Origin of the sequence: Gemmobacter serpentinus, from assembly GCF_008973825.1 — a bacterium.
Classification (GTDB): Bacteria; Pseudomonadota; Alphaproteobacteria; order Rhodobacterales; family Rhodobacteraceae; genus Gemmobacter; species Gemmobacter serpentinus.
Window position 1 is genome coordinate 84,313 of the sequence record NZ_WCHR01000003.1, and the last position, 25,072, is coordinate 109,384.

The 25,072-nt window shown below is 62.5% G+C and carries 29 protein-coding genes; 12 read left to right on the forward strand and 17 right to left on the reverse strand.

The features are described 5' to 3' along the window. Nucleotide 1 precedes the first annotated feature (1 nt). The 4 genes from rapZ to GBJ34_RS00985 are packed head-to-tail and all read left to right on the forward strand — an operon-like array spanning nucleotide 2 to nucleotide 2,459. The gene (rapZ, locus tag GBJ34_RS00970; RefSeq protein ID WP_151717383.1) at nucleotides 2-907 is read left to right on the forward strand and encodes an RNase adapter RapZ; all 906 of its coding nucleotides are present in this window, start codon (nucleotides 2-4) and stop codon (nucleotides 905-907) included. 7 nt (nucleotides 908-914) lie between these two features. Continuing rightward, a complete protein-coding gene (locus GBJ34_RS00975; RefSeq protein WP_151717384.1) occupies nucleotides 915-1,334 on the forward strand; it encodes a PTS sugar transporter subunit IIA in 420 nt (139 codons plus the stop codon). Then, nucleotides 1,331-1,600, forward strand: a complete 270-nt coding sequence (locus GBJ34_RS00980) for an HPr family phosphocarrier protein (RefSeq protein ID WP_151717385.1) — start codon at nucleotides 1,331-1,333, stop codon at nucleotides 1,598-1,600. The genes GBJ34_RS00975 and GBJ34_RS00980 overlap by 4 nt, the downstream gene beginning before the upstream one ends. A 49-nt stretch (nucleotides 1,601-1,649) precedes the next feature. Beyond that, a complete protein-coding gene (locus tag GBJ34_RS00985) occupies nucleotides 1,650-2,459 on the forward strand; it encodes a lysophospholipid acyltransferase family protein (RefSeq protein ID WP_151717386.1) in 810 nt (269 codons plus the stop codon). Here GBJ34_RS00985 and GBJ34_RS00990 read toward each other — a convergent pair. Beyond that, nucleotides 2,456-3,331, reverse strand: coding sequence for a 3-hydroxybutyryl-CoA dehydrogenase (locus GBJ34_RS00990; protein ID WP_151717387.1), 876 nt, complete (start codon nucleotides 3,329-3,331; stop codon nucleotides 2,456-2,458). The two genes, GBJ34_RS00985 and GBJ34_RS00990, sit on opposite strands and share 4 nt — an antisense overlap. 167 nt (nucleotides 3,332-3,498) lie before the next feature. Between GBJ34_RS00990 and GBJ34_RS00995 the strand changes: the two genes are divergently transcribed. Then, nucleotides 3,499-4,320: a DUF6473 family protein gene (locus GBJ34_RS00995; protein ID WP_151717388.1), complete on the forward strand. Its 822-nt coding sequence runs from the start codon at nucleotides 3,499-3,501 to the stop codon at nucleotides 4,318-4,320. A 64-nt stretch (nucleotides 4,321-4,384) separates the two neighbouring features. Here the strand turns inward: GBJ34_RS00995 and GBJ34_RS01000 are convergent, their stop codons facing one another. The 6 genes from GBJ34_RS01000 to GBJ34_RS01025 form a co-directional block, all read right to left on the reverse strand. Next, nucleotides 4,385-5,296, reverse strand: coding sequence for an electron transfer flavoprotein subunit alpha/FixB family protein (locus GBJ34_RS01000; RefSeq protein ID WP_151717389.1), 912 nt, complete (start codon nucleotides 5,294-5,296; stop codon nucleotides 4,385-4,387). Further along, entirely contained in the window at nucleotides 5,296-6,057 is a 762-nt protein-coding gene (locus tag GBJ34_RS01005) for an electron transfer flavoprotein subunit beta/FixA family protein (protein WP_151717390.1), read from the reverse strand. Before GBJ34_RS01005 ends, GBJ34_RS01000 begins: the two co-directional genes overlap by 1 nt. Nucleotides 6,058-6,197: 140 nt before the next feature. Continuing rightward, the gene (locus tag GBJ34_RS01010; protein ID WP_151717391.1) at nucleotides 6,198-6,776 is read right to left on the reverse strand and encodes a cob(I)yrinic acid a,c-diamide adenosyltransferase; all 579 of its coding nucleotides are present in this window, start codon (nucleotides 6,774-6,776) and stop codon (nucleotides 6,198-6,200) included. Further along, complete coding sequence (locus GBJ34_RS01015; protein ID WP_151717392.1) at nucleotides 6,776-6,988, reverse strand: twin transmembrane helix small protein; 213 nt, start codon at nucleotides 6,986-6,988, stop codon at nucleotides 6,776-6,778. The genes GBJ34_RS01010 and GBJ34_RS01015 overlap by 1 nt, the downstream gene beginning before the upstream one ends. 90 nt (nucleotides 6,989-7,078) lie before the next feature. Next, the gene (locus GBJ34_RS01020) at nucleotides 7,079-7,912 is read right to left on the reverse strand and encodes an SDR family NAD(P)-dependent oxidoreductase (protein ID WP_151717393.1); all 834 of its coding nucleotides are present in this window, start codon (nucleotides 7,910-7,912) and stop codon (nucleotides 7,079-7,081) included. 76 nt (nucleotides 7,913-7,988) lie between these two features. Continuing rightward, nucleotides 7,989-8,444 (reverse strand): SH3 domain-containing protein, encoded by a 456-nt coding sequence (locus GBJ34_RS01025; protein ID WP_151717394.1) that lies wholly within the window; start codon nucleotides 8,442-8,444, stop codon nucleotides 7,989-7,991. Between the two features lie 147 nt (nucleotides 8,445-8,591). Between GBJ34_RS01025 and parC the strand changes: the two genes are divergently transcribed. After that, complete coding sequence (gene parC / locus GBJ34_RS01030; protein ID WP_151717395.1) at nucleotides 8,592-10,913, forward strand: DNA topoisomerase IV subunit A; 2,322 nt, start codon at nucleotides 8,592-8,594, stop codon at nucleotides 10,911-10,913. A 61-nt stretch (nucleotides 10,914-10,974) separates the two neighbouring features. Further along, complete coding sequence (locus GBJ34_RS01035; protein ID WP_151717396.1) at nucleotides 10,975-11,916, forward strand: calcium-binding protein; 942 nt, start codon at nucleotides 10,975-10,977, stop codon at nucleotides 11,914-11,916. A 65-nt stretch (nucleotides 11,917-11,981) separates the two neighbouring features. On the opposite strand, the gene pheS is transcribed toward GBJ34_RS01035, so the two are convergent. The 6 genes from pheS to pyk form a co-directional block, all read right to left on the reverse strand. Then, nucleotides 11,982-13,061: a phenylalanine--tRNA ligase subunit alpha gene (gene pheS / locus GBJ34_RS01040; RefSeq protein WP_151717397.1), complete on the reverse strand. Its 1,080-nt coding sequence runs from the start codon at nucleotides 13,059-13,061 to the stop codon at nucleotides 11,982-11,984. 67 nt (nucleotides 13,062-13,128) lie between these two features. Next, complete coding sequence (locus tag GBJ34_RS01045; protein ID WP_192931066.1) at nucleotides 13,129-14,181, reverse strand: calcium-binding protein; 1,053 nt, start codon at nucleotides 14,179-14,181, stop codon at nucleotides 13,129-13,131. Nucleotides 14,182-14,312: 131 nt separating this feature from the next. Continuing rightward, the gene (gene rplT / locus GBJ34_RS01050; RefSeq protein ID WP_151717399.1) at nucleotides 14,313-14,678 is read right to left on the reverse strand and encodes a 50S ribosomal protein L20; all 366 of its coding nucleotides are present in this window, start codon (nucleotides 14,676-14,678) and stop codon (nucleotides 14,313-14,315) included. Nucleotides 14,679-14,690: 12 nt separating this feature from the next. Beyond that, entirely contained in the window at nucleotides 14,691-14,891 is a 201-nt protein-coding gene (rpmI, locus tag GBJ34_RS01055) for a 50S ribosomal protein L35 (protein ID WP_151717400.1), read from the reverse strand. A 162-nt stretch (nucleotides 14,892-15,053) separates the two neighbouring features. Further along, complete coding sequence (locus GBJ34_RS01060; RefSeq protein ID WP_151717401.1) at nucleotides 15,054-15,287, reverse strand: hypothetical protein; 234 nt, start codon at nucleotides 15,285-15,287, stop codon at nucleotides 15,054-15,056. A gap of 32 nt (nucleotides 15,288-15,319) precedes the next feature. After that, nucleotides 15,320-16,765, reverse strand: a complete 1,446-nt coding sequence (gene pyk, locus GBJ34_RS01065) for a pyruvate kinase (protein WP_151717402.1) — start codon at nucleotides 16,763-16,765, stop codon at nucleotides 15,320-15,322. Nucleotides 16,766-17,013: 248 nt separating this feature from the next. Between pyk and GBJ34_RS01070 the strand changes: the two genes are divergently transcribed. After that, on the forward strand, nucleotides 17,014-17,793 hold the full coding sequence (locus tag GBJ34_RS01070) for an N-formylglutamate amidohydrolase (protein WP_151717403.1): 780 nt from the start codon (nucleotides 17,014-17,016) through the stop codon (nucleotides 17,791-17,793). A gap of 78 nt (nucleotides 17,794-17,871) precedes the next feature. Here the strand turns inward: GBJ34_RS01070 and GBJ34_RS01075 are convergent, their stop codons facing one another. Further along, nucleotides 17,872-18,732 carry a D-amino-acid transaminase gene (locus tag GBJ34_RS01075; protein ID WP_151717404.1) on the reverse strand — a complete coding sequence of 287 codons (861 nt, stop codon included), beginning with the start codon at nucleotides 18,730-18,732 and terminating at the stop codon, nucleotides 17,872-17,874. 193 nt (nucleotides 18,733-18,925) lie between these two features. Between GBJ34_RS01075 and GBJ34_RS01080 the strand changes: the two genes are divergently transcribed. From GBJ34_RS01080 to GBJ34_RS01090, 3 genes are all read left to right on the forward strand, one after another. Further along, on the forward strand, nucleotides 18,926-19,888 hold the full coding sequence (locus tag GBJ34_RS01080; protein WP_151717405.1) for an L-malyl-CoA/beta-methylmalyl-CoA lyase: 963 nt from the start codon (nucleotides 18,926-18,928) through the stop codon (nucleotides 19,886-19,888). A 432-nt stretch (nucleotides 19,889-20,320) separates the two neighbouring features. Next, the gene (locus GBJ34_RS01085) at nucleotides 20,321-21,280 is read left to right on the forward strand and encodes an acetyl-CoA carboxylase carboxyltransferase subunit alpha (RefSeq protein WP_151717406.1); all 960 of its coding nucleotides are present in this window, start codon (nucleotides 20,321-20,323) and stop codon (nucleotides 21,278-21,280) included. Beyond that, entirely contained in the window at nucleotides 21,277-21,591 is a 315-nt protein-coding gene (locus tag GBJ34_RS01090; protein WP_151717407.1) for a DMT family transporter, read from the forward strand. The genes GBJ34_RS01085 and GBJ34_RS01090 overlap by 4 nt, the downstream gene beginning before the upstream one ends. A gap of 40 nt (nucleotides 21,592-21,631) precedes the next feature. On the opposite strand, the gene GBJ34_RS01095 is transcribed toward GBJ34_RS01090, so the two are convergent. The 3 genes from GBJ34_RS01095 to GBJ34_RS01105 are packed head-to-tail and all read right to left on the reverse strand — an operon-like array spanning nucleotide 21,632 to nucleotide 23,933. After that, complete coding sequence (locus GBJ34_RS01095) at nucleotides 21,632-22,363, reverse strand: lysophospholipid acyltransferase family protein (RefSeq protein WP_226341001.1); 732 nt, start codon at nucleotides 22,361-22,363, stop codon at nucleotides 21,632-21,634. Next, nucleotides 22,363-23,259, reverse strand: coding sequence for a cell division protein FtsX (locus tag GBJ34_RS01100; protein WP_226341002.1), 897 nt, complete (start codon nucleotides 23,257-23,259; stop codon nucleotides 22,363-22,365). Before GBJ34_RS01100 ends, GBJ34_RS01095 begins: the two co-directional genes overlap by 1 nt. Nucleotides 23,260-23,261: 2 nt before the next feature. Next, nucleotides 23,262-23,933: a cell division ATP-binding protein FtsE gene (locus GBJ34_RS01105; protein WP_151717409.1), complete on the reverse strand. Its 672-nt coding sequence runs from the start codon at nucleotides 23,931-23,933 to the stop codon at nucleotides 23,262-23,264. A 192-nt stretch (nucleotides 23,934-24,125) separates the two neighbouring features. On the opposite strand from GBJ34_RS01105, the gene GBJ34_RS01110 reads away from it, so the two are divergent. Continuing rightward, on the forward strand, nucleotides 24,126-24,965 hold the full coding sequence (locus tag GBJ34_RS01110; RefSeq protein WP_192931067.1) for a zinc-ribbon domain-containing protein: 840 nt from the start codon (nucleotides 24,126-24,128) through the stop codon (nucleotides 24,963-24,965). Nucleotides 24,966-25,072: the final 107 nt, after the last annotated feature.

Here is a 25,072-nt window from a genome sequence, read left to right on the forward strand (position 1 = left end):
GATGGCAAGCATATCCATCGTCAGGACGCAGGAACTTGTTCTGGTCACCGGACCTTCGGGGGCCGGTCGCTCCACCTCCATTCAGGCGCTGGAGGATCTTGGCTATGAGACCATCGACAATCTGCCGCTCAGCCTGATCGGCCACCTGGTGAACGGACCGCCTTTGGGCCGCCCGATTGCACTTGGCCTGGACGTGCGCAACCGCGATTTCAGCGCGAATGGCTTGATTGAACTGGTGGACCTGCTGACACTGGACCCCCGCATCTCGCTGTCACTGCTGTATCTGGATTGCGCGGCAGATGAGCTGATCCGGCGTTTCAATGAAACCCGGAGGCGTCACCCTCTGGCCGTGGAGGAATCGCCCGCCGAGGCCATCGCGCGCGAGATCGATCTTCTGGCACCGATCCGGGTGCGGGCCGACCATCTGGTCGACACGACCGAGATGTCGCCCCATGATCTGACCGCGCAGATTGCCGAATGGTTCGGGCAAGAGGCCGGGCCCGGCCTGTCAGTCTCGATCCAAAGCTTCAGCTTCAAGCGTGGCGTGCCGCGTGGCCTAGATATGACCTTCGATTGCCGCTTTCTGAACAACCCGCATTGGGTGCCCGATCTGCGCAACCTGGATGGTCGCGATTCGGCGGTTTCGGATTATGTCACTGGCGATCCGCGCTTTGCGGAGTTCTCGCAAAGGTTGCGAGGGCTTCTGCTTTTTCTGCTTCCGGCCCATAAGGCCGAGGGGAAATCACACCTCTCCATCGGGTTCGGCTGCACAGGGGGGCAACATCGCTCTGTCGCAGTTGCAGAAATTATCGGCAATGCGCTTGCAGAAGCGGGCTGGTCGGTGTCAAAACGGCATAGGGAACTTGAACGCAGGTCGGCCGCAAACCGACCTTCTGCAACTGGGTGATCAGGGTTTGATCGGCATCGTGATCGTTGCGCATGGCGGTTTGGCGCGGGAATATATGTCCGCTGTCGAACATGTGGTCGGTCGTCAGGAGACGATGTCCGCGATCTCGATCGAGGACGAACATGACCGCGCCGCCAAATCGGCCGAGATCGCTGCCGCTGCGGATGCGGTGGATCGCGGACAGGGTGTGGTCGTGGTGACCGATATGTTTGGCGGCTCGCCCTCCAATCTGTCGCTGCCCGCCTGCGCCTCGCGCAACCGGCGCATTCTTTACGGCGCCAATTTGCCGATGCTGATCAAACTGGCCAAATCCCGCGATTTGCCGCTGGCAGAGGCCGTCGGTCTCGCGTTGGATGCAGGGCGGAAATACATCAACAGCCTTGACCTTGGCGGCGACGCGCCGCCGGACGAGGAGGAGGCGAAATGACGACGCGTCGTCTGCAGATCGTGAATGAAAAGGGGCTGCACGCCCGGGCATCGGCGAAGTTCGTCGAATGCGTTGAGGGCTTTGATGCCTCGGCCGAGGTGGAAAAGGATGGTATGACCGTGTCCGGCGATTCCATCATGGGCCTTCTGATGCTGGGGGCCTCGCGCGGGACCCATATCGATGTGAGCGTGAGCGGCACGCAGGCGACGGAGCTGGCTGAGGCGCTGGCACAACTGGTTGCCAACCGTTTTGGCGAAGAACAGTAGGCCGATTGTGGAGGATACACCGCCGCCGATCCCGGCCCGCGCATATGACATGCGCCGTCTCTCCTATGCTGGCACCTTCACCAATCCGTTCAAGGCAGGCACCATTCGTGCCATCGAATGGCTGACCGCCAAGATCACGCTGCTGCGGCTGATCCGTAAATTCGAGAAATCCGGTGCCCCTTTCGGTGTGCCGTTTTGGCCCAAAGCGATCCGCACCATGGGGATCGACATCCAGACCCCGGCGGAAGAGATCGCGCGCATTCCTGCAACCGGGCCGGTGGTCGTGGTGGCCAACCACCCCCATGGCCTGGTGGACGGCATGGTGATGGCCGAGATCGTCGCCCGCGTGCGTCCCGACTTCAAGATCCTGACCCGATCGCTGCTGACCGGCATCCCGGAAATCGAAGAGTTCATGATCCCGGTGCCGTTCCCGCATGAGGACAATGCCCGCGAATTGGGCCTGCGTATGCGCAATGACACCATGGCGCATCTGAAGCGCGGCGGGCTGATCATCCTGTTCCCGGCGGGTAAGGTCGCGATGTCAGAGAGCTGGTTCGGCCCGGCGATCGAGGCAGAGTGGAACGTGTTCACCCACAAGATTGTCCGCACCTCGGGCGCGACCATCGTGCCGATGCGCTTTCCTGGCCAGAACAGTCGCGCTTTCCTGATCGCGAATAAACTGTCCGATACGCTGCGGCAGGGCCTGCTGCTGTTCGAGATCCGTCGGGCACTGTTCAAGCCGCAGCGCCCCTTTATCGGCCAGCCGATTGCCGTCAGTGATCTGGACAAATGGGAAGGGAACCCGCGCGGCTTTCTGGCCTGGCTGCGCGCGCATACCCTTTCGCTTGGACGCGATTAACGCGTCGGCACCGGCACCTCGCCGCGGTAATCATAGAAGCCGCGGCCGCTTTTGCGGCCCAGCCACCCTGCCTCGACATATTTGGTCAACAAGGGGCAGGGGCGATATTTGGTATCTGCCAGCCCATCATAGAGCACATTCATGATGGCAAGGCAGGTATCGAGGCCGATGAAATCCGCAAGCTCCAGCGGCCCCATCGGATGATTGGCACCAAGTTTCAGCGATTCATCGATACTTTTTACCGAACCCACCCCTTCATAGAGGGTATAGACCGCCTCATTGATCATCGGAATCAGGATGCGGTTCACGATGAATGCCGGAAAATCCTCGGCGGAGGCGGCGGTCTTGCCAAGGCGCTTCACCACCTCATGCAGCGCGTCATAGGTGTCCTTGTCGGTGGCGATCCCCCGGATCAACTCCACCAATTGCATCACCGGCACAGGGTTCATGAAGTGGAAGCCCATGAACTTTTCCGGTCGGTCGGTGCGCGAGGCGAGCCGGGTGATTGAGATCGACGAGGTATTCGATGTCAGGATCGTGGTCGGTTTCAGATGCGGCTGAACCGCGGCGAAGATTTTCTGCTTCACCGTCTCGTTTTCGGTCGCAGCCTCGATCACCAGATCGGTCTGGCCGATTTCCTCGATGGAGAGGGTGGTGCGGATCCGGGCAAGGGCCGCAGCCTTGATCTCTGCGGCGATCTTGCCGCGGCTGACCTGCCGTTCCAGATTGCGGTCAATGACCTCGATCGCATGATTCAGGCTGGCTTCGCTGATATCGTTCAACAGCACATCATAGCCCGCCAAAGCGAAGACATGTGCAATACCGTTGCCCATCTGGCCCGCGCCGACCACACCCACCGTTTCGATCGCCATGATGCTCTCCCAACCCGACACCCGAGAATATGCGGCGGCTCACGTCATTTGCAAGCGCAGAAGACTCTGCCGCAGGGCCAGAAGTTTTAAGAAAATGCAGCAGTTAGCGAATTGGCAAGGGGTTTGGCCGACAGTGAGTCGTGGGTGTCAATACATGGGTGGGGAAAATGGCCTATGTCTATTCGGGGGGCGCATTGGATTATGCGCCCTGTCATTACGGTATGTCGCGCGTAGCATTCAGGGGGCCGGCACATGACCTGCGCAAGCCCTATCTTGCCGTTCTTGGCGGGACGGAAACCTATGGCAAATTCGTTCCAGAGCCCTATCCGACGCTTGTCGCTGCGGAGGAGGGTTTGGGCGTGGTCAATCTGGGCGCGGTGAATGCCGGGGTCGACCTCTATCTGAATGAGCCGGATCTTTTACGCATCGCCCGAGGCGCAGAGGCGGTGATCCTTCAGGTTGTTGGGGCGCACAACCTTTCCAACCGATTCTATCGGGTCCACAGGCGCAGAAATGACCGTTTCCTGGGGGCGAGCCCGGCGCTGCGGTCACTTTACCCCGAGGTCGATTTTACAGAATTCAGCTTTACCCGGCATATGTTGCAGGCCTTGCAGCAAACCTCACCAGAGCGGTTTTGTGATGTTGTGGCGGAGCTGCGCATGGTCTGGTTGCAGCGGATGCAGCATTTGATCCGGCAATTGCCGCCGCGCCTGCTGTTGTTGTGGTTTGCAGCGCGCCGCCCCTGTCGTTTCGCGACCGCGGTCGAGGTCACGCTTGATCCGATGCTGGTGGATAGTGAAATGATCGCGGCGCTGACGCCGCATGTCGCGGCCTATATCGAGGTCATAACGGCACCGACTGCGCGTGTTGGCAATGGGGATTGCGTCGCCTTCTCCGCCATGGAGGAACCCGCAGCGCATGGGGTTCCGGGGCCTGCTGCGCATCGTGAGGCGGCGAACAGGCTGGCGCGCGCGCTGCGTCATTCTTAGCAGAAAAGCCCGCGCCGAGGCGCGGGCTTTTGTTCAATTGTCCATGTGCGGATTTCGGTTCTGCTCAGAGTTTGGAGGTCAGTTCCGGCACTGCGGTGAACAGGTCTGCGACCAGGCCGTAATCGGCGACCTGGAAGATCGGTGCCTCTTCATCCTTGTTGATCGCGACGATGACCTTGCTGTCTTTCATGCCGGCAAGGTGTTGGATCGCGCCAGAGATGCCGATCGCGACATAGAGCGCGGGTGCCACGACCTTGCCAGTCTGGCCAACCTGCCAGTCGTTCGGCGCGTAGCCCGAATCCACCGCCGCGCGCGATGCGCCGACCGCGGCCCCGAATTTGTCGGCCAAAGCCTCGATCAGCGCGAAATCGGCCTCAGATCCCACGCCGCGACCGCCCGAGACCACGATCTTGGCCGAGGTCAGTTCGGGCCGATCCGAGGCCGCGACCTTGTCTTCCACCCAGGAGGAAAGGGCAGATGCCTTCGCTCCAACGGGCTCGATCGCTGCGGAGCCGCCGGTAGATGCTGCCGCGAAAGCTGCGGTCCGCACCGAGAAGACCTTGATCTTGTCGGACGATTTCACCGTCTGGATCGCGTTCCCGGCATAGATTGGCCGTTCAAAGGTTTCGGAATCGACCACTGCGGTCACATCGGAAAGCACCATCACGTCGAGAAGTGCTGCCACACGCGGCAGGACGTTCTTGGCATAGGCTGTCGCCGCTGCTGCGATATGGCTATAGCCTCCTGCAAGATCAATGACTTGATCTGCCAGGGCTTCGGCCAGGCCATGGCCTGCATCCTCGGCATGTAGCACCTTCGCGACACCTGCCAGGCTCGCAGCCTCAGCCGCCGCCGCGGCGGGGCCGGCCACCAGCACATGCACATCCCCCAGCGACTGCACCGCCGTTAGGGTTTTGGCAACCGAATCGGTGGCAAGCTGCCCACCATTCACATCCGCCAGAAGGAGAACAGCCATCAGATCACCCCCGCTTCGTCTTTCAGTTTCGCGATCAGCTCGTCGACAGAGGCGACCTTCACCCCGGCCTTCCGTCCGGCCGGTTCAGAGGTTTTCACCACTGTCAGACGCGGCGTGACATCGACGCCGTAATCGGCGGCGGTCTTCTCATCGAGAGGCTTTTTCTTCGCCTTCATGATGTTGGGCAGCGATGCATAGCGCGGCTCGTTCAGACGCAGGTCGACCGTGACGACGGCGGGCAAGCCCACCTTGATCGTCTGCAGGCCGCCATCAACTTCGCGCGTTACCGTGGCGCTGTCGCCTTCGATCGACAGGGCGCTCGCGAAGGTTGCCTGGCCCCAACCCAGAAGGGCAGCCAGCATCTGGCCGGTCGCGTTCAGGTCGTTGTCGATTGCCTGCTTGCCCGCAAGCACAAGGCCCGGGGCCTCGTCCTTGACTACGGCCGCGAGGATCTTCGCGACCGCAAGCGGTTCGATATCGGTATGCACATCGGACGCCGCCTCGACCAGAATGGCACGGTCAGCGCCCATTGCCAGGGCTGTGCGCAGCGTCTCCTGGGCCTGCTTCACGCCGATCGACACCACCACGATCTCCGACACGATCCCCTTTTCCTTCAAGCGGATCGCTTCTTCCACCGCGATCTCGTCAAAGGGGTTCATCGACATCTTCACATTCGCCAGATCGACACCCGTGCCATCCGATTTCACCCGGACTTTCACGTTGTAATCGATCACCCGTTTGACAGGCACCAAGACCTTCATCGGCGCAATCTCCTCAGGTTCCGGGCCGCATCGCGGCCGCATTCCAAGCTCTCCGCAGTGTTGTTAGCCCGGTCAGTGGCGGGAGAACAATCCAAAAGCGACGCGAAGCGGCGCTGCGACGCCGCGTCATTGACCCAAGGTCAGCTATCGCGGGTCAGGCCGGGAACCCATAGCACATCGGCGCGGCCTTCCTCATTGGCGATGCGGGCCGCAACGAACAGCCAGTCCGACAAACGGTTGAGATATTTCACCGCCTCGGGGTTCACGTCTTCTTCGGTGGCAAGCAGCACGGTCTCGCGTTCGGCACGGCGCGCGACGGTGCGACACAGGTGCAGATGCGCCGCCAAAGCCGAACCGCCAGGCAGGATGAAGCTGCGCAACGGTTGAAGCCGGGCATTCATCGCGTCGATCTCGGCCTCTAGCCGGGCAACCTGCGGGGCGATCATACGCAAAGGCGGATACTTCGCCTCATGATCACGCGCCATGTCGGGGGTGCAAAGATCGGCACCAAGGTCGAAAAGGTCATTCTGGATGCGGGCAAGTGCCTGATCCATCTCGCCTTGGGCATTCAGGCGGGCAAGGCCAAGTGTCGAATTGGCCTCGTCCACCGTGCCATAGGCGGTGACACGCGGCGAGAACTTGGCGACGCGCTGCCCATTGCCAAGCGCAGTATCGCCCTTGTCGCCGGTGCGGGTATAGATCTTCGACAGGACGACCATCAGTTGCCTCCGCGCTGATGCAGATAGGCAAAGACCACGATCAGGACCACGGCGATGGCCTGACCTATGATACGATAGCGCATCAGCCGATTGGCGTTGCGGCGGTTGAATTCGCCACCCTTGCCGAAGGCGCCGATCCCGATAGTGAGGATGATCAGCACGACGAAACAGGCCATCACGGCCAGGATGAACAGCGGGTCTTTCTGCAGCATGGGCATCTCCGGGCTTTGTGCGAGACATAGCGCCTTGGTCACGAAAGGCGAGGAGAAAAGCCGTCGCAGGGGGCCGGACGGTGCCTGTGCTCAGGACCGGGCGATCAGCCAATCCAGCGCGGCAGTTGGCAGGATCCGGCGGGCAAGGCCCATCAGATGCGTCGCGTTGGTCACATAGTAACGCCCGCGCGGCCGCCTGCTTTCCAGCGCGTGGATCAGCTTTTTCGTGACGGCCGAACAGGGCAGTTCGAACGGGTCAGGCCCTTGTTTGGGTTCATAAAGCCGGTGCAGCAGGCTGCGGTATTCGTCGACGCGGGGCGAGTTCTGCCAGTCGATCCATTTCTCGAAATGCGGGATGGAGTTTTCGCGGATTCGGGTCGGGATCGGGCCGGGCTCGATCAGGCTGATCTGGATGCCGGTGCCGCGCATCTCCACGCGCAGCACATCGGTCAAGCCTTCCAGCGCGAATTTCGTGCTGACATAGGCGGCCCGCCAACGCATTCCGACCAATCCGAGAACCGAGGAACAGTTGACGATTCGCCCATGGCCTTGCGCCCGCATCACCGGGATCACCCGCCGTGTCAGATCGTGATAGCCAAACAGGTTGACCTCGAAAATTTCGCGCAGGGCCCCGCGCGGCAGATCTTCGGCCGCACCCGGACAGGCGAAGGCCCCGTTGTTGTAAAGCGCATCCAGCGTGCCGCCTGTGCGGGCCAGCACCTCGGCCAGCGCGTCCGCGATGCTGTCTTCATCTGCATAATCCAGGCGGAAACTTTCCAGGCCTTCCGCACGCAGCCTTTCGCAATCGGCCTCTTGCCGGCAGGTTGCAAAGACGCGCCAGCCGCGCGCCGCCAGGCTGCGGGCGGCATCCAGGCCGATCCCGGAGGAACAGCCGGTGATCAGAACGCTGCGGGGGGTGGTCATCGGGGCTGCTCCGGTTTTCTTTCCGGCTTAGCAGAAAGCGGGCGTTGCGCAATGCGCGGCCAAGGTGTCCGGGCAATCAGGGGGCGATGGCGGAAAGAAACTCGCCCGAGACAAAGCCGGTGATGCCATCGCCCTCAAGTGTGATGCGGGCCCAGCCGTTTTCTTCGGTCCAGAGCAGGCGCGCGGCCTCGCCCCGGCTGAGCCGCCCGACCACCGGAAACTCGGTCGAGGGGCCTTCGCGGACATTGACCGATTGCGCGGTAATGTAACGGATCAGGGATTCGGACAGGTCGGGGTCGGGTTCCGTCCGCGCCGCACCGGGCTGCACCAATGGCAGGACGGTGGGCACCAAGACGCTTTCGGTGCCAGTATAGGCAACCGGGGTGATGCCGCGGGAATTGGTGGCAGGCGCGGCGCGTTCCGGGGGCGCGTGCCGCATTGTTGCTGTGGCCCGTGGTTCATCAGCGCCCCGTCCCCAGAACATCATGGCCGCGAGAAGAGACAGGCACAGCAACAGCAACAGACGGATCATCACACCCTCGGCGACTCGTGGTCGGATACTCGGAACGGGATCCCCATATCACGGATTCTTGTGCGCGCCTGAGGAAAAGTTGCGCAGATTTCCCCCTGACCGGAAAACCGGCTGGACCGGCGCAGGGGCAGGGATTACACCAGATCCATGACCGAAAGCACCGAAGACCCCAAGATCGGGCCCGACACGACAGGGCCTGCCACGCATTCCGAACCGCTGCGCCGCGCCATTGGTGAGCGTTATCTGACCTATGCGCTGTCGACTATCATGCACCGTGCGTTGCCCGATGCCCGCGACGGGCTGAAGCCGGTGCATCGGCGCATCATGTATGCAATGCGCGAGCTGCGGCTGAGCCCGACGGGGGGCTTCCGCAAGTCTGCCAAGATCTCGGGCGATGTGATGGGCAACTATCACCCGCATGGTGATGCCGCGATCTATGATGCGATGGCGCGTTTGGCGCAGGATTTCAACGTGCGCTACCCGCTGGTCGACGGGCAGGGCAATTTCGGCAATATCGACGGCGATAACCCGGCTGCCAGCAGATATACCGAGGCGCGGCTGACCGCGATTGCCGAACTGCTGATGCAGGGGCTGACCGAGAACGCGGTGGATTTCCGGCCCAATTACGACGGCACGCTGGAAGAGCCGGTGGTGATGCCTGCGGCATTCCCGAACCTCTTGGCCAATGGCTCCAGCGGAATCGCGGTCGGGATGGCCACGAATATCCCGCCGCATAACCTGCATGAGTTGATCGATGCCTGTCAGGCGCTGATCGAGGACCCGGAGGTCACCGACGAGGAGCTGGTGCGACATGTCCCCGGCCCCGATTTCCCGACCGGGGGCGTGATCGTTGAGCCGCGCGAGAACATCCTGGAGGCTTATCGCACCGGGCGCGGTGCCTTTCGCCTGCGTGCCCGCTGGGCGGTGGAAGATCTGGGGCGTGGCCAATGGCAGATCGTCGTGACCGAGATCCCTTACCAGGTGCAGAAATCCAAGCTGATCGAACGCTTGGCCGAGGTGATCCAGACCAAGAAAGTGCCGGCGCTGGCCGATGTGCGCGACGAATCCGCCGAGGATGTCCGCATCGTGCTGGAGCCGCGGGTGCGCACGGTCGATCCCGATATGCTGATGGGGATGCTGTTCAAGAATTCGGATCTGGAGATCCGGTTCAGCCTGAACATGAACGTGCTGATCGATGGCAAGGTGCCGAAGGTCTGCAGTCTGAAAGAGGTTCTGCGCGCCTTCCTTGACCATCGTCGCGATGTGCTTGGCCGCCGCACCACCCACCGGATCGAAAAGATTGATCACCGGCTGGAAATTCTGGACGGCTTCATCCTGACCTTCCTGAACCTTGACCGTGTGATCGACATCATCCGCTATGATGCCGATCCCAAGGCCGCGCTGATGGCCGAGGTCTGGGGCAAGAAGCACAAGCGCGCCCAAAGCGAGGAAGATTACATAGGCCCGAAGCCGCGCGATCCGGGCGATCTGTCGGAAGTGCAGGCCGAGGCCATTCTCAATATGCGGCTGCGGTCCTTGCGCAAGCTGGAAGAGATGGAACTGATTGCCGAACGTGACGCGCTGCGGGACGAACGCGCCGATCTTGCCGCGCTGATGGGCGATGCGGGCCTGCAATGGGCGCGCATCGGCCGCGATCTGGCCGAGGTGCAGCTGCAATTCGGCAAGGCGACCGCCATGGGCAAGCGCCGGACCGATTTTGCCGATATGGCCGATGTCGAGGACGTGCCGCTGGAGGCGATGATCGAGCGCGAACCGATCACGGTGATCTGCTCCAAAATGGGCTGGATCCGCGCCATGAAGGGGCATGTCGCGCTGGATACCGAGGTGAAGTTCAAGGATGGCGATGAGGGGCGTTTCATCTTCCATGCCGAAACCACTGACCGCATTCTGGTGATCGGTGCCAATGGCCGCTTTTACACGCTGGTTGGGGCGAACCTGCCCGGTGGGCGCGGCATGGGCGAGCCGGTGCGCCTGATGATCGACCTGCCCAATGATGCCGAAATCACCGATCTGATGATCTGGCGTCCGGGCGAAAAATGGCTGGTGGCCTCCTCTGCGGGGGATGGGTTCATCGTGCCGTCGGAAGAGGTGGTGGCGCAGACGCGTGCGGGCAAGCAAGTGCTGACCTTCCGCGAGGGGCTGCGCATGGCGCTATGCCGTCGCATCAATGGCGATCATGTCGCGGTGGTGGGCGAGAACCGCAAGCTGCTGGTCTTCCCGGTCGCGGAGCTGCCGGAAATGGCCAAGGGCAAGGGGGTGCGGTTGCAGAAATACAAGGATGGCGGTTTGTCGGATGCCACCACCTTCAATCTGGCCGATGGTCTGAGCTGGAAAGATCCTGCCGGGCGCACCCGGCTGGAAACCGATCTGGCGCAATGGCAGGGCGCGCGTGCGGCGACCGGCGCCATGGCACCACGCGGATTTCCGCGCGACAACCGGTTCAACTGATGTCATGCTGACCGCGATTGCAGCCCCCTGAGGGGGCTGCGTATTCTGCGGAGACGTGTTTATGCCGACGATTACCTATAATCGTAACCTGCCCGGTCAGGTCTTGGTGTCGACTGATATTTTCGAAGACATTCTGGATCTTGATGTGATGCAGGCCACCTCCACCCGCCTCGTTCTGCGTGATGGCGGCGATCAGGTCACCTTCGCCGGATCGGGCTTCGGCATTGTGCTGCGCGGTGGCGAGATTGTCGATGTGACCGGGGGCACTGTGACGTCGATCTCGGCCAGGGTTGGCGGGCAAACTCTGCTGGATTGGACCGGGCTGAAGGTTTCCGCGCAGGATCTGGCCTTTTCGATTTTTTCGGGCAACTGGACCGCGCTGAATACGCTGATGCTGGGCAAGGCCGATACGATCAAGGCTACCAATGGCAATGATCGGATCAACGGTTTTGGCGGCAATGACACGATCTACGGCTATAAGAGCAATGACGTTCTGGGCGGCGGTGCGGGCAATGACCAGTTGATCGGCGGGGACGGGCGCGACACGCTGAATGGCGATGCAGGCAATGACAAGCTGTTTGGCGATGATCCCAATGCAAGGTCCAAGGGGGCTGCGGATCGATTGAACGGTGGCGCAGGCAATGACACGCTGATGGGCGGTGCAGGGATCGACACGCTGACCGGCGGGTCTGGGTCTGATGTGTTTGTCTTCAATGTCACGGGGGCCAAGAACCGCGACATCATCACCGATTTCAACAGCAAGCAGGACGATCTGCATTTCGACAATGATGCCTTCACAGCCTTTTCTTACACCGGCAAGCTGCGGGCTGCGGATTTCGTGTTGGGCACGGCAGCCAAGGATGCCGCGGATCGGTTCATCTATGAGAAATCGACCGGCAATCTCTGGTATGATGCAGATGGCTCCAAAGGCGGTGCGAAGGTTCTGGTGGCAGAGCTGAAAGACGGCACCACCCTGACCGCAGGCGATATCTTTATCATCTAAGGGGGGCGGCCCCTGATCTGTTCCAGAATGCAAAAGGGCACCCGAAGGGGTGCCCTTTTCGATGTTCAGCGGCTGAGGCCGCCGGGCAGATCCGGCAGATCCAGCGCGGCAAAGCCGTAATGACGCAGCCAGCGCAGATCGGACTCAAAGAAGGCGCGCAGGTCGGGGATGCCGTATTTCAGCATGGCGATACGGTCGATCCCCATGCCGAAGGCAAAGCCCTGCCATTCGTCGGGGTCGACGCCTGCGGCTTGCAGCACCTTGGGATGCACCATGCCGGAGCCGAGGATTTCCATCCACTTGTCGCCCTCGCCGATCTTCAACTGGCCGCCGACATTGGAATAGCGGATATCGACCTCGGCCGAGGGTTCGGTGAAGGGGAAGTGGCTGGCGCGGAAGCGCAGCTCCACCTTGTCGACCTCAAAGAAGGCGCGGCAGAATTCTTCCAGCGTCCATTTGAGATTGGCCATGGAGATGTCGCGGTCAATCGCCAGACCCTCGACCTGATGGAACATCGGGGTATGGGTCTGGTCCATGTCCATGCGATAGACGCGGCCCGGTGCGATGACGCGGATCGGCGCGCCCTGTTCGGTCATGGCGCGGATCTGCACCGGCGAAGTATGGGTGCGCAGCACATGCGGCGGGCGGTTGTCGCCCTCGGCGCGGTGCATGAAGAAGGTGTCATGCTCCTGCCGCGCCGGATGCTCCGGCGGGATGTTCAGCGCATCGAAATTATACCAGTCGCTTTCGACCTGCGGGCCTTCTGCCACGGCAAAGCCCATATCGGCGAAGATCGCGGTCAGTTCGTCCATCACTTGGCTGACCGGGTGAATGGTCCCCATGCGGCGCGGGCGGCCGGGCATGGTCACGTCCAGCCATTCCGATTTCAGGCGCTCGTCCAGCGCCGCGTCGCCAAGCGCCACCTTGCGGGCGCGCAGGGCGGTGTCGATCTCGTCCTTCAGCACATTCATCGCGGCCCCGGCGGCCTTGCGGGCCTCCGGATCCATTTTGCCAAGGCCCGACATCAGCGCGGAAATCTCGCCCTTCTTGCCAAGGGCGGCGATGCGCACCTCTTCCAAGGCAGCCTCATCGGCCGCCTTGGCCACGGCCTCGATATATTTGCCACGAAGTTCGGTCAGGTCCATCTGCGCCTCCGGTCTCTTGGCCCCGGTAGCTAGCGGGGCAGGGCCGGATTTGCAAGGGCAGCGCGGGTCAGAGGAAGTCCGCGGCAGAGAAATCCGCCTTGGTCAGCGCCTCGCCCATGCCGGAGATGACCAGAACATCCTTGCCATGCAGCACCTCCACCGTGCCGGCCTTGCTGCCGTTGCGAATGGTGATCTGGCTGAACTTCACATCGAGGTCGATGCGGTCGATGCCATCCTGGAAATCGGTGATGGTATCGCGCGCGCCATCGCGGTTCAGCACAAAGACATCCGCGCCCTGGCCGCCGGTCAGGCGGTCCTTCCCCGCACCATCGAGCAGCCGGTCACTTCCCGCCCCGCCGATCAGCGTGTCATTGCCACTGTCGCCCTGCAATGTGTCATTGCCCGCCCCGCCGGTCAGCGCGTCATTGCCGCCGCCGCCGGATTGCCTGTCATTGCCAAGCCCGCCATTCAGCGTGTCATTGCCACTGTCGCCGAACAGCGTGTCATGGCCGTCATTGCCAAACAGTTTGTCGGCGTGATTGCCACCGCGCAGCATATCGCGCCCGGTGCCGCCCGCCAGCAGGTCGAACCCGTCACCGCCAAGGATGGTGTCGTTGCCTTCCATCCCGGTCACATAGTCATGGCCTTTGCCCGCATCGATGCGGTTGTTGCCCTCATTCCCGGCAAGAATGTCGTTGCCCGCGCTGCCCTTGGATTTGGTCGGATAGAGGGCTTGCTGCGCGTAGCGCACGCCATAGACGAACTCGTTCACTGCGGCATTGTCGTTCACATATTGAACCAGCCCGATATCCTGGGCGGGAAACTCGAAGTTGGGCAGATAATAGGTCACGCCCTCGCGCAGAAACGAGAAGTTGGCGATGGTCTCCCAGTCTTTGGTGGAAAAGACATAGGCATTCATCAATTGCAGCGGGCGCACCAGCTGGGCATTGAAGGCTTCACCATCAATGGTCGCGACGGGGGCCTTGCCGGGCTCCTTGCCTTTGATGCCGAACTGGTCGTCATCATCCCGGATCGCCACAATATGGCGGGTCATGTCCAACTCGCCCTTGGCATTTTCTTTCAAACTGATTGCGATCGCGACATAGGTCTTCTTGGCCATGGACGCCTCCTGAAATATCGATGGCGGCACCATGCCACAGTTCGGCCATATTTCGAAGGATTTGCTTTCGCTGAGATGCAGAAGGCCCCGCGCGTGAAGCGCAGGGCCTTTGCGTTACCTGTGCAGCCAGATCAGGCGGCGAGAGCAGCCTTGGCCTGAGCGGCGATGGCGTTGAACGCCTCCGGCTCATGCACGGCCAGATCGGCCAGAACCTTGCGGTCCACTTCGATCCCGGCTTTGGCCAGACCGTTGATGAAACGCGAATAGGTCAGTTCAAGGTCGAACAGACGCACAGCCGCGTTGATGCGCTGGATCCACAGGGCGCGGAAGTTGCGCTTGCGGGTCTTGCGGTCGCGGGTTGCGTACTGGTTGGCCTTGTCGACGGCCTGGGTGGCCGTGCGGAAGTTCGTGGAGCGCGCGGCGTAATAGCCTTTCGCTGCCTTGATAACTTTGCGGTGACGGGCGTGGGTCACCTTACCGGATTTGACGCGGGACATGTATCAGGCTCCTCAGCGGTCGTAGGGCATGTATTTTTTGACGATTTTCGCATCGCTCTCGCACAGGATCATGGTCCCGGATGCGTCGCGAATGAACTTCGTCGTGCGCTTGATCATGCCGTGGCGTTTGCCCGCCACACCGGCCTTCACACGGCCCGAGGCGGTGAAGCTGAAGCGCTTCTTGGCCGCCGATTTGGTCTTCATCTTGGGCATTTCCATCTCCTGGTTCAGAGTGAACGTGCGACTCGGCAATGCCACACCGGCCGGCCGCACGAGGATAGAGCGGGCCGTATAGGGCCCATCGGGGGAAAGCGCAAGTCCGGATCTGCCGGGCCCCGTATCTGTGGGGTCTTGTTTTTGCGGGCCCAGTGGCGGTCAGCGCCAGCGCATCAGGATATCCCCGGCCACATGGTAGAATGCCTCGGGAATGTCACGCAGCGCATATCCACCCGGACGATTGCCGATGGCGATGCTCACCAGCCCCAGCCCGATCATCGCGGTGATGGCCGCCGCGCGGGGCGGGCGACCATCGACAAGGGCAGACAGCAGGGAAGGGACCGCCAACAGGCAGAGCACAAGGCCCATGACCATATAAAGGTCGGTATTCACCCGCAAATGCCCCCGCCAAACAGCGGGAAAGCTTACTCCGCTTCGGCGCGGTGGATCAATCGCTCATCACAGGGAGCCACGCGCAGGATATTGGTGGTGCCGGTCACGTTGAACGGCACGCCCGCGGTGACCACGATCTGGTCTTTTTCCTCGGCAAAACCATGCGCGCGCGCAGCCCGCACCGCCGAGATCACGGCACCCTTGAAGCGGTCCTGTTCTTCGGTGATGGCGCAATGCGCGCCCCAGGTCAGGCAAAGACGGCGCGCGGTGGAGACCAGCGGCGTCAGGCCGATGATCGGCACGCGCGGACGCTCGCGGGCCACCAGGCTGATCGTGGTGCCCGACTGGCTGAAGCAGCAGATCGCCTTGATATCGGCAGCCTCGGCGATCTCACGCGCGGCGGCCACGATCCCGTCTGCCACGCTGGTGCGCACCACGCGGCGGCTGGCCTCGATCACATCGCGATAGGTCGGGTCGCTTTCGACGCTGATCGCCACATTGTTCATCGTAGTGACTGCCTCGATGGGGAAGCGGCCGGCGGCGCTTTCTGCCGACAGCATCACCGCATCGGCACCTTCATAGATCGCGGTTGCCACATCCGACACCTCGGCGCGGGTCGGCACCGGGCTTTCAATCATCGATTCGAGCATCTGGGTCGCGACGATCACCGGCTTGGCGGCGGCGCGGGCCTTGCGGACCAGTTGCTTCTGGATCGGCGGCACGGCATGGACCGGCAGCTCCACCCCCAGATCGCCGCGCGCAACCATGATGCCGTCGGCGACTGCCAGGATGGCCTCGTAGGATTTGACCGCTTGCGGTTTCTCGATCTTGGCAAGAATCGCCGCGCGGCCATTGGCCAAGGCGCGCGCCTCGATCACATCTTCGGGGCGCTGCACAAAGGAAAGGGCCAGCCAGTCTACGCCCAGCTGGCAGGCAAACTCCAGATCCACCCGGTCTTTCTGGGACAGCGCCGCCAGCGGCAGCATCACGTCGGGCACGTTCACGCCCTTGCGGTTGGAGATCGTGCCGCCCACCACCACGGTGCAATCGGCGAAATCCTTGCCGCAGGCATCGACATGCATCCGCAGCTTGCCGTCATTGACCAGCAGGGTCGATCCGGCCTCGAGGGCTGCGAAAATCTCAGGATGCGGCAGGTTCACGCGGGTCGCATCACCCGGGGCTGCGTCCAGATCAAAGCGGAAGGGCTTGCCCTCTTCCAGCTCGGCCGAGCCATCGGCAAAGGTGCCGACGCGCAGTTTCGGCCCTTGCAGATCGGCCAGAATGGCGATCGGGCGGCCCAGATCGGTTTCGACCTGACGGATGATCTCGTGCCGGGCACGGATATCCTCATGGGTGCCATGGCTCATGTTCAGGCGGAACACATCGGCCCCGGCTTCGAACAGCCCCCGGATCATCGCGTAATCCGAGGAGGAGGGGCCAAGCGTGGCCACGATCTTGACGTTGCGGGTCCGTTTCATGGGGACGGTTCCTTCTGGCATCCGGCGGCGGTCACGGCCCGTTATGGATCATATCGTCCCGAGCGGCAATCTGCCTGCGTTAGCGTTAACTGTGTTAGCGGTAACATATCGGGTTTTCCTGCTGCCCGGCAAGGCTGGTTCTGCGCAGGCTGTGCCGAAATGATGCGCATTCGGCAGTCTTGCCGAGCTTTGCTGATTCCTCTGGCGGGCGTCATGGCGTAACACAAGGGGCAAGAGGTGACGTGACGATGACATTTTCTCCCCAAGCTGCCCCTTCGGTGACGACCGAGGCACCCGCCTTCCATATCGAAGGGGCTACACGGCCCGGCCGCTGGCTGGTGACCTGCGATCATGCGACCAATCGGGTGCCGCCCGAGGTGGGCGGCGGCACGCTGAGCATCGCGCCCGAGGATATGGCGCGCCATATCGCCTGGGACCCGGGGGCGGCTGGCGTTGCCCGCGCGCTTGGTGTCGCGCTGGACAGCCCGGTGATCTGTTCGGATTTTTCACGTCTGGTGATCGACCCGAACCGGGGCGAGGATGATCCGACATTGGTGATGCGGCTCTATGATGGCACCATCATTCCCGGCAACCGCCATGTGACCGAGGCCGAGATCGCCCGGCGCAAGGCGACGCTTTATGACCCCTATCACACCGCATTGGCCGAACTCGCGGCGCGGCGGCCGGATACGGTGATCCTGTCAATCCACAGCTTCACCCCCTGCCTGCGCGGTCGTCCTCCGCGGCCATGGCAGATCGGCATTCTTTACAGCCATCTCGATCCACGCCTGTCGGTGCCGCTGGTGAATCGCCTGCGGGCGGAACCCGATCTCTGCGTTGGCGATAACCAGCCCTATAGCGGTCATCTGCCCGGCGATGCGGTGGATCGCCACGCTTTGTTGCCGGGGCGGCACAATACGCTGATCGAGCTGCGCAACGACCTGATCGCCGACGCGGCGGGCCAGCAGGCCTGGGCCACGCGCCTCGCGCCGATCTTGACCGAGGTTCTGGCGAGCCTGCCGGAATGAGAAAAGGGGCCTTGCGGCCCCTTTCGCTGTAAGATTGCGCCGGTGTCAGCCCGGAGTTTGGCCGGAATTTTGCCGGTATCAGACGGCGGCCTTGCGGACCTCGTCCAGATAGATCTCGCGGAGCCGGGTGGCCACGGGGCCGACCTTGCCATTCCCAATCGGCGCGCCGTCCAGTTCCACCACGGGCATCACGAAGGCAGAGGCCGAGGTTGCAAAGGCCTCATCGGCGGTCTTGGCCTCTTCAACTGAGAAGTTGCGCTCCTCGATCTCCATCTGCGCCTCGGCGGCAAAGCGCAGCACGGCGGCGCGGGTGATGCCGTGCAGGATGTCGCTCGACAGCGCGCGGGTGACGATCTTGCCGCCTTTCACGATATAGGTGTTGTTGGAGCTGCCCTCGGTCACGAAGCCGTCTTCCACAAACCAGGCATCATCGACATGCGCGGCCTTGGCCATCATCTTGGCCATGGAAGGGTAAAGCAGTTGCACGGTCTTGATGTCGCGGCGGCCCCAGCGAATATCGGGCACCGAAATGACCTTCCAGCCCGTCTTGGCGACCGGGCTTTCGGCAAGGCCGGGCTTCGACTGGGTGAACAGCACCACGGTCGGTGCCAGATCGGCGGGCGGATAGGCGAAGTCGCGATCCCCCGGATTGCCGCGCGTCACCTGCAGATAGACCATGCCATCGGTGATGTCGTTCTTCGCCACGATCTCGCGATGGATCGCCAGCCATTCGGCCTCGTCATGCGGGTTGCGGATCTCCAGCTCGGCCAGCGAGCGGGCAAGGCGCTTGGCGTGGCCCGCAAAGTCGATCAGCTTGCCGCCAAGCACGCTGGTCACCTCATAGACGCCATCGGCCATCAGAAAGCCGCGATCAAACACCGAGACCTTGGCCTCGGCTTCCGGCAGATAGTCTCCATTCACATAGACGGTGCGGCTCATCGCATTTCCCTTCCGCGTTGGCCCATAAATCAAAGGCGGTGTGCGGCAGGCGCGGCGGCAGGTCAAGCATGAAACCCGCCTTGCTGCCGTGCAGCAGCCATGCTGCGGGCGCAAATCTCGCTTGATTTTTCGCGCGCAAGAATATAACCAAATTTGCAATCCAGTAGAAATATACTTGCCGAGAGACTGTCGCATGAGCTTCCGCCTTCAGCCTGCCGCCCCTGCACGCCCGAACCGTTGCCAGTTGTTCGGACCCGGCTCCCGCCCCGCCCTGTTCGAAAAGATGGCAGCATCGGCGGCGGATGTGATCAATCTTGATCTGGAAGACTCCGTGGCCCCGACCGACAAGGATCAGGCGCGCGCCAATATCATCGCCGCGATCAATACGCTGGACTGGGGTCGGAAACATCTGTCCGTCCGTATCAACGGGCTGGATACGCCGTGGTGGTATCGCGATGTGGTTGATCTGCTGGAACAGGCGGGTGATCGGCTGGATCAGATCATGATCCCGAAGGTCGGCTGCGCGGCCGATGTTTATGCGGTGGATGCGCTGGTCACGGCGATCGAGCGTGCCAAGGGACGTCGCAAGCCGATCAGCTTTGAAGTCATCATCGAATCGGCAGCAGGTATCGCCCATGTCGAAGATATCGCGGCCTCCTCGCCGCGCCTGCAAGCCATGAGCCTTGGGGCGGCCGATTTTGCCGCCTCGATGGGGATGCAAACCACGGGCATCGGGGGCACGCAGGAAAATTACTATATGTTGCGCGATGGCGTGAAGCACTGGTCTGACCCTTGGCATTGGGCTCAGGCGGCCATTGTTGCGGCCTGCCGGACCCATGGCATCCTGCCGGTTGACGGCCCGTTTGGCGATTTCAGCGATGATGAAGGATATCGCGCGCAGGCCCGGCGCTCTGCCACGCTGGGCATGGTTGGCAAATGGGCGATCCATCCCAAACAGATTGCGCTGGCAAATGAAGTCTTTACCCCTTCCGAGGCCGCCGTGGCCGAGGCGCGCGAGATCCTGTCCGCGATGGAGGCCGCCAAAGCCCGGGGCGAGGGGGCGACCGTCTATAAGGGCCGTCTGGTCGATATTGCCTCGATCAAACAGGCCGAAGTCATCGTTCGTCAGGCCGAGATGATTGCGTCAGGCGTGTAAATATTCGTTGACAGACTGCCCCTGACGGGCGCAGGCTGCCACCGCGATAGCATAAAATTTGATCGTTCTTGAAACGATACCCGCGCCGCCAGCGGGGAGAGGAGGCCCCCGGCGGCATCACGGGAGGAGCACGCCCCGCAGCAAGCTCTGCGGGGCGTTGCCATTTCAGGGCCCGCAGCTTGCACGAAATGGAGGGGCGCTGCCCCTCTTGCGCTGCGCGCAATTCACCCCGGGATATTTCTGAACAGATGAATAGGGGCAGAATGTGCCGTCCGATCACCTGTTCTCAAATATCCTCGGGGGTGCGGGGGCGAAGCGCCCCGCTGCAACGTCAGCCCCCGGCGCGGTTGCGTCCGTTGACGCGGTTGCATCTTTGCCCCGCTACGGCCATATAGAAACCGTTTCCGCGATGTCCCCCTTGAGGTGCGCCTGATGAACTATCTCGAATTCGAAAAGCCCCTCGCCGAGATCGAAGGCAAGGCCGAGGAGCTGCGGGCCTTGGCGCGGTCCAACAAGGAGATGGATGTCGAGAAAGAGGCGGCGGCGCTGGACCGCAAGGCAGAGGTGCTGCTGAAGGATCTTTACAAGGATCTGACGCCCTGGCGCAAATGTCTGGTGGCGCGCCACCCCGACCGCCCGCATTGCAAGGATTATGTGGACGCGCTGTTCACCGAATATACCCCGCTGGCCGGCGACCGTGCCTTTGCTGATGACCATGCGGTGATGGGTGGCCTTGCCCGCTTCAACGATCAGCCGGTGCTGGTGATCGGGCAGGAGAAGGGCAATGATACGAAATCGCGGATCGAGCGCAATTTCGGCATGGCCCGCCCCGAGGGCTATCGCAAGGCGATCCGTCTGATGGATATGGCGCATCGCTTCGGCCTTCCGGTGATCACGCTGGTCGACACGCCCGGGGCCTATCCGGGCAAGGGCGCCGAAGAGCGCGGTCAGGCCGAGGCCATTGCGCGGTCCACCGAGAAATGTCTGCAGATCGGCGTGCCGTTGATTTCGATCATCATCGGCGAGGGGGGCTCAGGCGGTGCTGTGGCCTTTGCGACCGCCAATCGCGTGGCCATGCTGGAACATTCGGTCTATTCGGTGATTACGCCAGAGGGCTGCGCCTCGATCCTTTGGAAAGATGCCGAAAAGATGCGCGAGGCTGCAGAACAGATGCGGCTGACGGCACAGGATCTGCAGAAGCTGGGCGTGGTGGACCGCATCATCAAAGAGCCCGTCGGGGGCGCGCAGCGCGGCCGTAAGGAAACGGTGGAGGCTGTCGGCAAGGCGATCGAGACCATGCTGAAAGAACTGGCCGGCAAGAAGCCCGAGACGCTGATCAAGGAGCGCCGTCAGAAATTCCTTGATATGGGCGGCAAGGGCCTCGCGGCATGAGCCCCTGGATTCTGGTGATCCTTGCAGGACTGCTGGAAACCGGCTGGGCGCTTGGCCTGAAATACTCCGAAGGCTTCACACGTCCCATACCGAGCGCGCTGACAGTGATCGGCGCGCTTGCCAGTTTTTGGCTGTTGAGCCGGGCAATGCAGGATCTGCCGGTGGGCACTGCCTATGCCGTCTGGGTCGGTATAGGCACGGTCGGAACCGCAATTGCCGCCGTCATCTTGATGAACGAACCTGTCAATCCGCTGCGAGTCTTTGGCATTCTTGCCATTCTGGGCGGGGTCGCGGCGCTGAAATTCGCCTGATAACTGCTTCTGACCGCCGCCAGATGCGGAGCGGTTGGCCTCAGCCGCGCATTGCGTCCTGCATCAGCCGGTCAGATGTGGTTTCCACCTCCCGCTCCAGCCGTGCCATGAAGCCTGCATTGTCAAGGCCCGGTGGGATGGCGGGCAGAAACTCCACTACCGCGGTGCCGGGGTGGCGCAGGATGCCACGTTTGGGCCAGAACAGGCCGACATTGGTGGCGACCGGGACGCAATCCTGCCCCAACTGCTGATACAACAGCGCGGTGCCGACTTTATAGGGGGCTTTCACCCCGGGTGCCACGCGCGTGCCTTGCGGATAGATGATCAACTGTCCCGGCAGGCTGGTGCCCGAGCGGACATCGGCCATCATCCGGGTAATGGCTGCCCCACGCTTGCCGCGATCCACCGGCACACAGCCGATGCGCAGCGCATACCAGCCAAGGATCGGTGCCCAGACCAGTTCCTTTTTCATGATGAATTTGCCGCGCGGCACCGCGCCGAAAATCATGATGATGTCGAGAAAGCTCTGGTGCTTGGCGGCGATCAAGACCTCGGATTGCGGCACCGGGCCGCGTATCTGCGTGTCCAGCCCGCACAGAACCCGGAGCGACAGCCGCACCCAGGCGCAGAAGCTGCGACAGGCGGTATGGGCGTAGCGGCGATTCAGCAAGGTCGGGATCAGCAGCGCGACACCGATCACCAACATGGCCAGATACATCTGGACGATGAAGATCAGCGAAAGCAGCCATTGCAGCGGCAGAATACGGCGCATCAGGTCAATCCCCGCAGTTTCTTGAGGGCGGCGCGCCGCGTGGCGAAGAAGGCCACGATGGCGGCAATCACCGGCAGCGCCAGCGGCAACAGCCAGCCAAAGCCGGTGAAGCCAAGCCCGGTCAGGAAGCCGCCCGCCGCCTCGGCCGAGGGCAGCAGCAAGACACACAGCATTCCGGCCACAGCCCCCGCCATCGCGCCGCCAAAGGCCCGGATGGTGAAACGGCGCACGAAGGCGCGGGCGATATAGCTGTCGCGCGCCCCGACCAGCCGCAGCACCTCGATCACCTGGGCATTGGCGGCAAGGGCAGCATTGGCGGCCAATGTGATCATGGCGGCGGTGGCACCACCGATCAGAACGATGGACATGATGCCGAGCAGCCGCAGCCGTCCCGCCGCACTGGCCAGCGGCCTGCGCCAGCGGGTGTGATCATCCAGCACCGCGCCGGGGGCCTCTGCCGCCAGTCGTTGGCGCAGGCCTTCGGCGTCATAGCCGTCGGTCGCCTCGGTCAGTTCGATCAGCCGCGGGATCGGCAGGGCCTCGACCGGAAGGTCAGGACCAAACCAAGGCTCCAGCAGCTTGCGCTGTTCTTCATCGCTCAGCGCACGGGCATTCTCGACGCCCGGCGTGGTGGCCAGCACATCCAGCACCACACGCGTCTGCAGGTCGAGCTGTTCCGGCGGGGCGGAGATGCGCACGGTCGCGGTGCGGGCCAGCGCCTCGGACCAGCGTTCCGCCATACGCCCTGCCGCGAGGGACAGCGCCAGGGCAAAGACCGCCAAGAAGGTCATCGCGCCCGCGGTGAACGAGGTCAGCCAGGCGGTATGGCCTGAGGGGGGCACCACGCGATCAGACTGGCGGTCACCACCCAGAAGGCGGGTGAAAACAGTTTTCACAATCACAGGTCTGCCCCCGCCAACTGGATCCGGCGATTGCGGATGCGCAGCACCCGCGCCGGAACCTGCGCCTTGGCCTGACGGATCAGGTTCAGGTCATGGGTGGCCACCACGATGGTCTTGCCCATGCGGTTCAACTCCACCAGCAGCGTCAGCAGGCGCAGCGACATTTCCCAGTCAAGGTTGCCGGTCGGTTCGTCGGCCAGGATCACCTCCGGGTCCACGATCACCGCCCGCGCAAGCGCCGCGCGCTGGCGTTCACCGCCTGAAAGCGACGGGGGGACAGCATCGGCCAGATGGCGCAGCCCGACCCAGGTCAGCAGGTCGCCCAGATCCTGGCCGCTGACCTCGCGGTTCGACACCGTCAAGGGCAGGGTGACATTGGCCGCAAGCGGCAAGTGATCCAGAAAGCGGCAATCCTGATGCACCACACCGATGCGGCGGCGCGATTGCGCAACCTCGTCACGGCTCAGGCTGTGAACCTCGCGGTCAAAGATGGTGACATGGCCCGCGGTCGGCAGCAGTTCAGCATAGCACAGCTTCAGAAAAGTGGATTTACCAGCGCCGGAAGGTCCGGTCAGGAAGTGGAAAGAGCCGGGTGCCAGACGCAGCGAGATTTCCGACAGCAACTCGCCGCCGCCATAGTTGTATGCCACGTTTTCGAATGAAATCACGGTTCGCTCCCTGACCTCCGATCCATCCCGGATCTCACTGGAGATGGCGGCCACAATCGCCCGGATGGAGGGGAGTTTCAACGCTTTGGCGGTGCGGATTGTGAAAATCCTGTAAGTGACGGGCTTGGAACGGAAACACATCGTTGCTAGAAAGGCAGTATTCACATGCCGGTGAACGGTGGGAGCGGTGCGATGCGTCTGATTTGCCCCAATTGCGATGCGCAATACGAGGTCGCCGATGACGCGATCCCGGAAGAAGGTCGCGATGTGCAATGCTCAAGCTGCGGCCATGCCTGGTATCAATTGTCGCCGGAAGTATTGGCCGCACAGGCCGCCGAGGCAGAGCTTTACGATGCCCCGCCGCGAGAAACGGCGGCCCCACCCGAAGTGAGCCTGCCGGCAGAGCCGGTTCCGCCGCCGCCGCCCGCCGCAGACCTGGTGCCACCTGCATCGCCCGCAGACCCTGCGCCGTCGGCACCGCCTGCTGCCGTGGGGCTGGGACGGGCGCTGGATGAAGGGCTGATGGCCGTCTTGCGCGAAGAGGCTGACCGCGAGGTTCAGGCCCGCGCGCGTGATGAGAACCGCCTGGAAACCCAGGGCGAACTGGGTTTGGCACCGGCACCGATCAGTGCCGCCGCCCGTCGGATCGCGCAGTTGAAAGGCGTCGATCCCGATGCGGTGGCCGAAACCGTCCCGGAGCCCGTGGTGACGCGCCCGCCCAAGGGCAAGGATCTTCTGCCCGATATCGAAGAAATCAACTCTACCCTCAGCCCGGCGCAGCAGGGCGAGGGGGATGCAGATCTTGGGCTGGAAGGTGCGGCGCGGGCGCGGCAAGGCGGGTTTCGTCTTGGCTTCGGTGTCATGCTATGCCTCGCCGTTCTGATCGTGGTGCTTTACCTCGCCGCGCCGGGGCTGGCGGAAAAGGTCCCGGCCTTGTCGGGCGTGCTACATGGTTATGTCGGCGCAATCGATGCCATCCGGCTGTGGCTGGATGACCGGATGCAGGCCGTAACCAGTGCCTTGCAGGGCTGACCTTTTCTGGTCAGCGCCTGCGGGCTTTCCCATGAAACTGTAGCCCCGGCAGCATCTGCGCAATCACGTCGCATGGATGCCTCGCGCGGAGTGACCCTATCGGCTAT